Genomic DNA, 12426 nt, shown 5'->3' with positions numbered 1-12426 from the left:
TTACAAAACAAAAACAAAAGGACCCAAATGAACACAAATAAAACTTTCAAAACTGTAGAAAAAAATGGTAAAAAATACAACTTCTTAGCACTTCCTGGTACTGGCTTTTTTAAATTTGAACTAATTAATTTGTATGGATCAAATATTGAAAGAGTTATTGAAAATAAAACTGCTAAGAATATCTATGGTATATCTCACTTTATCGAACATCTTTCTTTTAAATCACCAGTTGATTTTACAAGTGATGAACTTATGAATATTGGAAGAAATGAAGGTGTATTTAATGCTTCTACAAATCATGATAGAATCAACTACTGGTTTAAAACAACAGCTTCAAATATAGATACAGCTATAAACTTTGTATGTAATGTAGCACAAAATGATCTAACTAAAATATCTCAAGATGAATTTAATATAGAAAAAGATGTGGTTTATAATGAAGCAAAAAGAGGTCAAGACAATTTCCAACAGATGTTCTATAGAGATGTAAAAACAAAACTTTTAGATTATCATATAGAGGATAATGTAATAGGAATCCCTGAAACTATAGATACATTTACACTTCAAGATGCTATAGATATAAAAAATATATTCTTATCACATGAAAATATAATGTACAATATTACTTATGATAATACAATCATAGATGAAAATCAGATCATAGAAAAGATAGAAAAAGAATTAGCTAGATTTAAAGTATCTTCAAAACAAACATATAAAGTAAGTCACAAGGAGTATCAAGAACATTTAAAACTTCCTACAAATAAAACTTTAAAAGTACAAAATAACTCAAAACAAGCTATGACAAGTATAGTTATGGATGGAGTTGAAAATACTCTTGTAATGAGTGCTACACTTAATTATCTATCTCAACTAGCTACAGATACATCTTTGAATGATATCATTAGAATAAAAAATGGTCTTACATATGGAATACAGTTTCGTACACAAATTATATCTTATAAACCATATATAACTTTTGCTTGTGATGTAACAAGAGGCAATGAAAATAAACTATTAGAACTATTTAAAGAATCTATAAATCTAAGTGCAAACAACTTTTCAAAAGATAAGTATGATAAATATATGAAAACTATGAGTTTAAAAAGAACTATAGGAAATCTTAACCTTGCAAGTTATGAAATATGGTTTGGTTTTAACTATATACAAGCAAAAGATCTAGATCCAGTAAGACAGATACTAGAAAATAATATTGATGATGGATATAAATTTGTACATAGTAAGATCATCTCTTATGTACAAATGTATGATGCTATACAAAATATAAAACAGCTAGTAAATAATGATAAATTCGCAAAGGTTTATAATTAGGAATAATTCTAAAAAGAAAGCTCATAAATCATTTTATTTTTCATAAGACTATCTCACAACTATTGTGTTTATAGAACTTATATAAGAGTTTAAAAAAAAATAGATTTTTATAAATATTTATATAGTTAGACAAGATATGTCTAATATTTTATCTATAATCTTTTTATAAAACAAAAAGGAATGAGATGAAAGATCTAATAAATCAACTAAAAAGTATGAAAAATGCAACAACTGAACAGTATGAAAAAGTAATCGATAAATATGCTTATGATGAAGTGGTTAAAGATCTAAAAGATGCAGGTTTATCTAAGGATGAAATACCCCAAAGTGAATTTGATGATCTTTTAAAAGATAAGGTAAACCAAGCAAGATCTTTTAGCAAAGGTGCAATGGTAGCTGGTGGTGCGATATTATTTTTAGAACTTTTAGGGTAGATGATGTCGCAAATTTTATTGCTAGATAAACTTCTAGATGAATATAAGCTATGGACACTAAAACTAATAAGCAGCTCAAAAGATATAAAAAATAATATTTTGCAAACTGGAAGTGGTAAAAATGTGGAAGAAAAAATAGCAAGTATCATCATCGCTTCTATTTTTGTATATATCTTTACAGGGTTATTGTCATTTTTTGGGCTTTACTCAGGTGGCTTTATTCTTGGGGTAGTGTTTTTTGGTATTGGATTATTTCTTTCAAAGTTTTTAAACAAAACTATATTTGGAGTGGAGAGAAAAGAAGAAGATTTAAAAGATGATGAAAAACTTCTTTTATCAAACCTTGAAAAGACAAATGAAATCCACAAACAAATACGAACTAAAATCAATGATGGGGAGATGATAGTAAACTTTATAGAATATGGGAAATTACTCAATGAATTTCGCTCTATGCTAAGTGAACTACAAAACTACAATACAAATCATCTAGCTTATAAATATAGACTAAGCCACAAATTAGTAGTAAGTAAATACAACGCTCAAGTAAAAAAATTCGATGCTATTTATGCACATAAGTAATTAAAAAAGGAAAAATCATGAACAATACAATGATAACAGTAGGAATTACATCTTGGATATTAGTACTATTTGCACTAAGTATTCAAAAAAAAAGTAAACGAAACTATAAAAATGAAATAGTATCTTTAGGAGTTCTAGGTACTTTTGTAGGTATTGCTATAGGGCTTTTTCATTTTGATGTAACAGATATAAAGACAAGTATGCCCCACCTTTTAAATGGTCTTAAAACTGCATTTATAACAAGTGGTGTTGGGATATTCTTCTCTATAATACTTTCTATATTTAAGCCTATAAAACATGATAGTAAAAGTGAAACAATGCAAGCCCTTGAGATTGTAGTAACAGAGTTTAATCATAACCTTACAGAACAATTTGGAGACAACTTCAAGCAGTTAAATGAGGCTGTAAAGAATATGATTTTATGGCAAGAGGGTTATAAAACGCATATATCAAGAAGTGAAAAGAATCTTGAAAATATTTTATCTCAACTTGAAAAGGTAGAGATAGTAAAAGACAAAGAGAAAAAAGCTATTGAAGAGCTTATCTTAAACCTCTCTAGTTCAAGTAATGAAGTAAAAAACTCCCTAGAACAATCTACTTCAATAGTCAAAGAGCAGATGCAACTGCTTTTAAGAGAAGCAAATAGGAGACTATAGTGAAAGAAAATGACACTTCTTGGATAAATATTGCTGATGTGATGTCTGCTTTGATGATGATATTTATGTTTATAGCTATTGCATTTTTATATCAAATTCTAAATGAAAAAGAAATATATAAAGTACAGTTAAACAAAGCACTTCATAAAGAGTTTGACAAAGATTTAGAAGAGTGGAAAGCTATCATTACGAAGGATAATATTATACGATTTGATTCTCCCTTTTCTATGGGAAGTGATGAGATTCCTCAAAGTTTTGAAAATATCTTAAATGAGTTTTTCCCAAGATATATAAAACTATTATCAGGACGGCAATTTTTTAAAGAAATAGCAGAGATTAGAGTAGAGGGACACACCTCAAATGGTTGGGGAGAAGCTAGCCAAAAACAATCGTATATATATAATATGAATCTATCTCAAAAAAGAGCAAGTAATGTTTTAACATATTGTTATAATCTTGAAGATAGCATCATATCTTCAAATATAAAATGGCTTCAAAAAAAACTTCGAGCTAATGGAATGAGTTCTTCAAATCTTTTATATCAAGATGAAAATAAAACTAGCCAAGATGAACTAAGATCACGAAGAGTTGAGTTTAAAGTGCTCACAAAAGAGCATTTATAAAATAATGACATTCTAAGTAATTGTAGTGCTATTATTAAATATTTTAAAGCATCAAATAAGACCGTAAGAATTTTCGACACTATTTATCGTTTTAATCAATCCTAAAATGGAATTTTATCAGGAATCTCATCTAAGTTTGGTGCTTTATTCTCAATATCACTTTTGGACTCATATGGTTTTTTATATTCTTGTTCATACTCTTCAGATTTATTTCCTAGCATTTTCATATTATCAACTCACAAGTAAATATATTAAAAGGACAAAATATGACTATATTAAAAAGTATAATCATTTCACAAGTAGCCTTACTACTTTTATAGTAGTAGATTTTTGTAGTAATACAAAGGTAAACACAAACATTTTTAAAATAGATTCTACTTTAGTGTAGGGTGATGATAGATAAAACAGGCTACTTGCATAAAATAATAAAGAGGAAAACAAATGCTATCAAAAGAAAAACTAGAAGTACTTTACAAAGATTTCAACTCTTATCAAACTGCTGGAATAGATGGAACAGATAAAAATACATTTGATAAAAATCTTACTCAAGAAATAGACACAATAGTAAGAAAAGTTTCAAATGATAGCTATGATTTTTCATACTACAAACAAAAGCTCTTAGTAAAATCTACAAATAAAACTAGGGAAATATCTATACCAACTTTAAGAGATAAATTACTTTTAAAATACCTTTCAAGTTATCTATTAGATACTTTTTATGATAGTAAAATTCAAAAACCATCTATAAAAACTATGATAAAAGATATTAAAGAATCTAAAGCTCAGTACAGCAGCTACTTAAAACTAGATATACAAACATTTTTCCCAACTATTAACCATGCAATACTAATGAAAACTTTAGCAATAAAAATAAAAGATAAAAAAATATTAGAACTTATACAAAAAGCTATAACCCAAACAACAGTAGATATAAGTACACCCTCAAAACAAAGAGTAAAATATAATAACAAAATAGGAATTCCTCAAGGCTTGTCTATATCTGGAATTCTTGCTGATATATATCTGGAAGTATTAGATAAAAAATATACTAACAATAAAAAGATAAAGTACTACAGATTTGTAGATGATATACTCATATTATCTAAGCACAAAGATATTAAGGGTCTTGCAAAAAGAGTATCTAACAACTTTGCAAAACTAAAGCTATCTACGCATGCATTTAAAAAAGACTCTAATAAGTCATCTTTTGGAGACATTCAAAGTAAATTTGATTTTCTGGGATATGTTTTTGATGGTGATATTGTAAGTGTAAGAGAGAGTTCTATACAAAAACTCTATCAAAATATAAATAAACTTTTCACACAATATAAGCAAAACAAAATAAGTACAAAAAAGCAGCTATACACAAGCGTAAACTTCAAAATAGTAGGCTGTGAAATAAAAGGCAAAAGATATGGTTGGTTAAATTTCTTTAGTCATCTAAACGACCATAGCATTCTTTATAATCTTGATGCTTTTATAGAGAAAAATTGTGATAAATATGATCTAAAATATAATAAATTAAAGAAATTTTCAAGAGCAATTTTTGAGATGAAAAATCCAAATAGCAAGTATATGAAAGTAACTTCTAGTTTATATAAAATAAATCCTGTTATTTTGGAAATCGATTTAAAAGATGATGTTGAGTTTTATTAAAAGTTTATTTCTAAAATAGAAAAAAGATAGACAAAATATGTCTATCTTGTAAAGTATAATTCTAATATAAAAATAAAAGGATTATAAATATGCAAACTTCATCAACTCAAATAACAACACAAAACAAAGCCTTTGAACAAATAGCAAAAAAAATTGATACTATTATCAAAACTAATATGGTTTGGGAAAATGAAGTCTCACTTAGTGGTGCAGCTGGAACTGGTAAAACATATTTAACAACAAAGCTAGTAAAAAAACTTGATGAATTTTTCCATATCACAATCACAGCTCCAACACATAAAGCCCTGCAAGTTTTAAGAGCTAATCTTTTAACAGAAGGGATTGAAAATGTAGATACAAAAACTATTCAATCTTTTTTAAATATCAAACTTGTAACAGACTATGATAAGGGAATACAAAAGTTTGAACCAATTAAATCAAAAGATAAAGATGATACAAAAACAGACCTTCTAATAGTAGATGAAAGCTCAATGGTAAGTTCTGATATCTATGCTTATATAATCCAAGCTATAGAAAAACTAAGAGTAAAAGCTGTTTTATATGTAGGAGATGAGTTTCAGTTACTTCCTGTAGATAATCAACACAACAAAGTTTTTGAGATAAGTCATAAATATAAACTAGACAAAATAGTAAGACAAGCACAAGGTAGTTATATCATCAATATGGCTACAAAAGCCAGAAATATCATCAAATCAAAACAATATATTTCAATAAAAGAGTTTTTTAGTGATGAAAGTTTTAAAAACAAAGTGCAGTTTATTAACTCAAAACAAGAATTTTACGACGATTTTTGTACACCTGATACATGGGCAAAAAATGATAAGGTGATAGCAAGTTTTAGAAATAATAGCGTAGATCAACACAATAAAGCCATAAGAAAAAGATACTGGCAAGAGCAAGGTATATCAACTCCCCAAATACTTCAAAAAGGCGACAAAGTTATATTTCAACAAGCAAATGTAATAGATAGTATGGTTGTACATCAAAACAGTGATATTGTTGAAATCGCATCAACTATTAAAATCTTTGAAAAAAAACTAAAAGTTGAGTTTTGGGACTGTAAAGATTTAGCAGGGAGACCTTTTAAAGTTATAGATCCAAACTCAAAAGGAAGATTTGAGACGATACTAAGCAAAATAGCAAAAGAAGCAAAACAAGAAAAAGACTATGGATTAAGAACTCAAAAATGGAAGATATTTTATGCTATTAAGGAGATGTTTATAGATGTAAAATATATCTTTGCATCTACTATTCATAAACTTCAAGGAAGTACTTATGAAACAGTATATATAGACCTAACTGAGATAGAAAACATGAGAGACAAGGATATGATGTTTCGGCTTCTATATGTAGCAATTACAAGAGCTTCAAAAGATGTAAAAGTACTCCTACCTGATAATAAGAATACACTATTAAGTGAGTATCAAGACAATGTACTTAATAGCATAGATGAGCAGTTTAGTATGTTGGGATTGGATTTGTAAATCTGTAAAAAGTTCTTTTTGTAATGTTATCAGTAGTTATATACTTATATTTGTTCGAAAGAAATAATAAATTTTCATCTGAAAGTATTGGTATATAAAATTTATTTGTTGCTTTAATATATCCATATATCAAAATCATAAATATTTTATTATCATTGTATTGAATATTTTCTATTAGTGATTCTGGAATATTAAAATAATACACTTTTTCTTGATAATTAAAATTTGGTAATTCATTTTCAAATTTATAAATTTCGTATTTTGTTAAAATTGTGAGCATAAATGTAATCCCTAATAATAAATAGTAAACTTATCTAATTTTACTATACTTTAGTTATTCTTAGATTATAATACAAGTTAATATGCGGTTTATGATAACCTAATTCTCATTATAAAAGATTCAGTAGTCATTATTTGTCTAGAAAATAAAGAATATGTAGATATAATAATTTTTTAATTATAAGGAAAAAGATTATGGCAGATATTTCTACATTAAAAAAATACAAAATCATTTTAGAAGAGTTTGAAAAAAGAGAAGATAAAAAACTAACTGGATATGATGAAGTTTTAAGTGATATATTAAATTTAAGTCCTAAGCAAATTGATAGACTTATTAAAGAGCTCAGTGAAGAGTTTGATAATATAATAGAAGTTAATGGAACTAGAAGAAAAACATATCAACTCATAAAACCAATTGATTTATTTGTAGAAACATTTGATAAATCAGAAGAAATTGGTTGGTTTTTTAATATGGCTCAAGATGCAGACCCAGATATATTCAAAGAGCTTGAACAATTTACAAATGAAAATAAAAATATTTATAAATTTCAAAACTCTCCATTTGAAGATATATCTACTTTAGAAGAAAAAGATATTTTTAAGAGTTTAAAGAGAGCTGTTAAAAATAGAGAATATATAAAGCTAAGATATAAATATATTGATGAAGAGTATGATAATTTAAAGTGCTTAAAACTTGTTTTTATTGATAATAACTGGTATTTAGCTTTTATAGATAGTGACAATAAATTACAACTTTCAAGAGTTTCTTTTATTAAGGATGTTGGATATGCTTCAAAATTAGAATCATTTCAAAAATCTTCTGTAAAAGAACAAATGCTTTTTCTAAATTCAAAATTACAAAATGCAATGACACTTTTTGGAGTAAAACTAAAAGTTGCAAAATTAAAAATAAATCCTTATATAACTAGATATTTTGAAAAAGATATGAAAAAATTTTTAAAGACACAGAGATATATGAAGAAGCTAGATGATGGGAGTATTATAATTACAGTTGAATATACTCAATATATGGAAATCTTACCTTTTATACAAAGTTGGATGCCAAATATGATTATTCTTGAACCAAAAGAGTTAAAAGATGCATATATAAAAAGGCTAAATATGACTATTTTAAATCATATATAGACATATTTTGACTAAGTATTATTTTAAAATAAACTAAAAAATAGGAAATAAAATAGAATATTTAATTGGTATTGTTATTTTGTATTTAGTAGGCTCTGTTTATGAGTATTTTAAAAAAGACAAAATTAATACTCCAGAGCATTATCCAGAATATGAAAAAAGTAAGCAAAACCTTGATGATTTTATAATTGATGATTATCCAAAAACTAAAGATACTTATTCTAAAAAAGAAAAACAAAACATTACAAACATATATGTACAACAAAATATAAATATACAAAATAACTACTATGATAATTCAAATAAAAAAGAAAAACATACTAAAAAAGTGTGGGAAGAGAAAGGTTATAAAATAAAATATGGTGAATTATATTCATCAAAATTTTATGGAAAAGAACTATATACTATTAACCAAGTAGAAAAAAAGAAAAGAAATATTTATGAAGTAAAATATTCCGGAAAAAGTTTAGCTAATAAACTATTAATTCAAACAAAAAGAAAAACAAAGGATATTTTAGTTGAACAATATGATTATTCAGAAGATGACGCAAAAAGATTAGCTAAATATAAAGGTTATTAAATGGAAGGGAAAAGTATATTAAATCACATTAATGAGTTAGAACAAAAAGAATAGGATTACTATAAAAGAGAAGATGAATTCAAACTTAAAAAGATAAAAAATTGGTATTTGATAGAGGAACATAAGCACTTAATAGCAGAATATCTGAAGATTGCGGATAAATATGAAATCATCAACCATAGCTTTCAAAAAATTAAATGTAAATCATATACAAATAGTGTATTTTTTCTTGGTTGTTTATTAATAAATATAACATAGAGCATAACTTAATCAAACAAGATGTAGATTATGGTAAAAATATAAATATTTTATTTAAAAGTATCCCTAAATATTACTCATATAGATTTAATAAAAATAAAATAGATCATGGAATCGCTGCAGGACTTTGTTTATATAACTCTTTAGTTAAGAAAAAGAAAATGTAAAAGATAAAGAATATGGTTTATACTGGGGAGAAGATTTAGAAGAGTTATATGCTATGCTTCTGTAGATATTGTCACACATAACATATGGAGAGTAAAAGAGCATAGTCCTAATCATTCAAACTATCAAGACAATGGATTGAAATCATTGATAATAAAAGAAAATAGTAATAACATCAAAAAGCTAAAATTCTATAACTCGAATAAAAATGAAGTATTTGCTTTAATAGAAATAAAAATTAACTAGACAATATATGACTAAAAGAACTATTATAATTCTTTTATAAAAAATACAAGGAATTAAAAAAATGAATACTAAATTTAAAAACATTGTAAAAACACAAAATATTAAAGAACTAAATAAATTTTTATCAAAAGGTGGTGATTTATCTAAAATTTCACTAACTGATATCTTAATAAAATTATATATTAAAAAAATTTCTATTGAAGTAAGCTTTATAAAGGAGCTTATTAAAAATAATATAGACATATACTCTAAAGGATGCAAAACAATTTCTAGATCATCTGGAATAAAAATTAAATTCAAAGATGAATCAAGTGATAGAAAAAAAATCAAAGATGAGACAACAGCTCCTACTTCACTTATGATAGCTTCTTTAATTGGTAATAATGAAATTGTTAAATTATTACTTGATAGAGGTTGTAATATTAATGTGCAAACAAAAAAACAAGGTTTAACTGCTTTTATGTTTGCAGTAGTTGGGAATAATATAAATACTATAAAATTATTAAAGGATAGAGGAGCTGATATATTTGAAAAAGCAAAATATAAAATAAAAATACTGGAAACAGACCCTAATTGTGAATTTGGCATTAAAACTAAAATAAAAGAAATCAAAGATATTGAAGTTTCTTCTTTTGGGATGTGTTCAAATATTAAGATTATAAAAATGTTAATTGATTATGGTTTTAATCCTAATGAAAAAATCAGAATAGATAATTTAAAAAGATTTTTAGCAAAAGAAATATCAGATTCACATAGAAATGCTTTATTTTATGCTTGTAAAGAAAGTGATTTAAAACTTGCAAAATTACTTATTAAAAAAGGCAATTTTATAAAAGAAGAATATTTAGTGAATGCATGTAAAAAACTAGATATTAAGATGATAAGACTTCTTGTTGATTCAGGAGTCGATGTTAATATCCCTAAGTTGAAAGCTAAAAAATCTCAAATGAGTCCTTTATCAATAGTATGTTCTAAAAGCAATGCAAGAACAATAGATGAATATGAAATATTCAATTGTATTAATTATTTCATACAAAATGGAGCTGATCTAAACCTTGATAGTCCATTGATGTCAGCCTGTTCACTTAGGATTGAAGAAGATATTTTCTATAGAAAATCTGGTCTTGAAAGTGAATTTTTAGCGGATGTAAACTTAAATATTGTCTCTTTACTTATTAAAAATGGAGCAGATGTTAATTTTATTAATCAAAAAGGAAAAAGTATTTTAATGAATACGACAGAAAGAACTAATGGTTTTGAAGTGGCAAAAATTTTAATAAAAAATGATGCTGATGTAAATCATAAAGATAAGCTTGGTAATAATGTGATTATGAATATAAAAGTAGACCTTCAATACATTGATTATACTAATGATTGCTGGGATGAAATACATGAAAAAATTGAAGAAGATTACAATCATGATTTAATAAAACCAATTAGAATAATTAACCTTCTCTTAGATAATGGCACAGATATAAATGCTAAAAATAATATGGGAATGACTGCACTTATGAAGTACTCTTTTGAAGGCAACAGAATGTTTGTAAAGACATTACTTGAAAGAGGTGCAGATATTAATGTTAAAAGTGAAATGACTGCATATGACTTAGCATTAAATACAGATATTAAAAATGATATTGATATAGTTAAAAATAATACTCCTCAAAATTTAGTAAAAATTTTATCAAACTTCACTATAGATAAACCAATCAAATACACAACTCATACATGGGATTTCGGTGAGTTACAAAAAGAGTATGGAAATTTTGATGGGTATATGAAACAGGTTAAAAAACAATTTGAGAGTATGAAAACTGAACTTGAAATACTTAGCCCAAATCTGTATGAAAAAGTAAACTGTTTTTTGATGGAAAAAGAGCCATCAAGTGAATATAACTGGTGTAGTAAAGCTAAAATAAATATAGGTTGGTCAAGCTTAGATGGACTAAAAGAGCATTGTGATAGTGGGAAAAATCCTTTTGATTTTAAGCTTCCTAAACCTGTGATGCTTCCACCTAGAAAGCACTTATCAACTTTTGGAGATATTATCAATCTTTTTAAACAAGAGATAGAACTAAGAGCTGATTTTAACAATCTTGAAACTATATTCAAATCTCAAAATATCAATCTTGACCTATCAAGTGCAAAACTATCAAATAGACAGTTTTATACAGATACATCTAAATTCTCTCAAGCTATTAGTAAGATATTTGATGAGATTAAAAAAAGGGAAGAGTTAAAAGATATAGAAGTAACTACAAAAGAGCTAGAAGATAGATCAATAGAAATAAAAATCTCCCATATAGACTCAAAAAGTAGTAGAAGTGCTGATGAACTTCTTCAAAGATCAAAAGAAGCAGGAGATATAGCTGATATAGTTTCATCTCTTCAAAATCTTTGTGATTATAGCATTGAATCGAGATACGAGGATACAAACTTTCGAGTGAACTTTTTATATAGTAACAATGTCAAAGATATAATAGAAATAGAAGAAAAACCAAAAGGATTTACTCATATTTTGAGATTTTATAAGTAAAATTGGTATAATAAAACAATACGATTTAAAGGTACTACTATGTCAATTTTACAAAAAAGTGAAATATTAGAAAAACTTCAAACGATAAAAAATAACTATTCTAATGAAGGCTTTTATATAAAAGGACTTTTTGGTTCATACTCACGAGATGAAGCGGATGAAAATAGTGATATAGATATTTTAGTAGAAGCTACACCTGATTTTGCAATGAAATATGGTTTTAAAGCAATCTCAAGACTAGAAGAGATAAAGCAAGAACTAAGTGAATATTTTCAAAGACCTGTAGATATTGCAGATAGTTCAGGAATGGGTAAAACTGCAAAAAAATTTATAATAGATAGAGCAATTTATGTCTAAAGAATCTATCAGTAAAATCTATTTAATTATTGAAAAAATAGAGTATATTGAACAAATAGTTCAAAATACTGGAA

The 12426-nt window shown here is 25.9% G+C and carries 13 protein-coding genes; 11 read left to right on the top strand and 2 right to left on the bottom strand.

Annotation, left to right across the window (positions count from 1 at the left end; translation table 11 throughout):
• Positions 1 to 27 precede the first annotated feature (27 nt).
• From D9T19_RS13410 to D9T19_RS13390, 5 genes are all read left to right on the top strand, one after another.
• Entirely contained in the window at positions 28 to 1332 is a 1305-nt protein-coding gene (locus D9T19_RS13410) for a M16 family metallopeptidase (protein WP_121628759.1), read from the top strand.
• Positions 1333 to 1517: 185 nt separating this feature from the next.
• Entirely contained in the window at positions 1518 to 1766 is a 249-nt protein-coding gene (locus D9T19_RS13405; protein ID WP_121628758.1) for a hypothetical protein, read from the top strand.
• A 3-nt stretch (positions 1767 to 1769) separates the two neighbouring features.
• Positions 1770 to 2345: a hypothetical protein gene (locus tag D9T19_RS13400; RefSeq protein WP_121628757.1), complete on the top strand. Its 576-nt coding sequence runs from the start codon at positions 1770 to 1772 to the stop codon at positions 2343 to 2345.
• A 17-nt stretch (positions 2346 to 2362) separates the two neighbouring features.
• A complete protein-coding gene (locus D9T19_RS13395) occupies positions 2363 to 3001 on the top strand; it encodes a hypothetical protein (protein ID WP_121628756.1) in 639 nt (212 codons plus the stop codon).
• Positions 3001 to 3624 carry an OmpA family protein gene (locus D9T19_RS13390; RefSeq protein ID WP_121628755.1) on the top strand — a complete coding sequence of 208 codons (624 nt, stop codon included), beginning with the start codon at positions 3001 to 3003 and terminating at the stop codon, positions 3622 to 3624. Before D9T19_RS13395 ends, D9T19_RS13390 begins: the two co-directional genes overlap by 1 nt.
• A gap of 101 nt (positions 3625 to 3725) precedes the next feature.
• Here D9T19_RS13390 and D9T19_RS14750 read toward each other — a convergent pair whose 3' ends face one another.
• Entirely contained in the window at positions 3726 to 3851 is a 126-nt protein-coding gene (locus D9T19_RS14750; RefSeq protein WP_265936269.1) for a hypothetical protein, read from the bottom strand.
• 214 nt (positions 3852 to 4065) lie between these two features.
• Here D9T19_RS14750 and D9T19_RS13385 point away from each other — a divergent pair, with 214 nt between their 5' ends.
• Both D9T19_RS13385 and D9T19_RS13380 read left to right on the top strand, forming a co-directional pair.
• Positions 4066 to 5280: a reverse transcriptase domain-containing protein gene (locus D9T19_RS13385; RefSeq protein WP_121628754.1), complete on the top strand. Its 1215-nt coding sequence runs from the start codon at positions 4066 to 4068 to the stop codon at positions 5278 to 5280.
• 89 nt (positions 5281 to 5369) lie between these two features.
• A complete protein-coding gene (locus D9T19_RS13380) occupies positions 5370 to 6785 on the top strand; it encodes an ATP-dependent DNA helicase (RefSeq protein WP_121628753.1) in 1416 nt (471 codons plus the stop codon).
• Here the strand turns inward: D9T19_RS13380 and D9T19_RS13375 are convergent.
• The gene (locus D9T19_RS13375; RefSeq protein WP_121628752.1) at positions 6760 to 7065 is read right to left on the bottom strand and encodes a hypothetical protein; all 306 of its coding nucleotides are present in this window, start codon (positions 7063 to 7065) and stop codon (positions 6760 to 6762) included. The two genes, D9T19_RS13380 and D9T19_RS13375, sit on opposite strands and share 26 nt — an antisense overlap.
• A gap of 194 nt (positions 7066 to 7259) precedes the next feature.
• Here D9T19_RS13375 and D9T19_RS13370 point away from each other — a divergent pair, with 194 nt between their 5' ends.
• From D9T19_RS13370 to D9T19_RS13355, 4 genes are all read left to right on the top strand, one after another.
• Positions 7260 to 8210, top strand: a complete 951-nt coding sequence (locus D9T19_RS13370) for a WYL domain-containing protein (protein WP_121628751.1) — start codon at positions 7260 to 7262, stop codon at positions 8208 to 8210.
• 79 nt (positions 8211 to 8289) lie between these two features.
• Complete coding sequence (locus tag D9T19_RS13365) at positions 8290 to 8790, top strand: hypothetical protein (protein ID WP_121628750.1); 501 nt, start codon at positions 8290 to 8292, stop codon at positions 8788 to 8790.
• Positions 8791 to 9520: 730 nt separating this feature from the next.
• A complete protein-coding gene (locus tag D9T19_RS13360) occupies positions 9521 to 11995 on the top strand; it encodes an ankyrin repeat domain-containing protein (RefSeq protein ID WP_121628749.1) in 2475 nt (824 codons plus the stop codon).
• Between the two features lie 39 nt (positions 11996 to 12034).
• Entirely contained in the window at positions 12035 to 12352 is a 318-nt protein-coding gene (locus D9T19_RS13355; protein WP_121628748.1) for a nucleotidyltransferase family protein, read from the top strand.
• Positions 12353 to 12426 lie beyond the last annotated feature (74 nt).

This window comes from Poseidonibacter antarcticus (assembly GCF_003667345.1).
GTDB lineage: Bacteria > Campylobacterota > Campylobacteria > Campylobacterales > Arcobacteraceae > Poseidonibacter > Poseidonibacter antarcticus.
The sequence above is the reverse complement of the archived record's forward strand: the minus strand, read 5'-3'. Positions and strand labels throughout refer to the sequence as shown.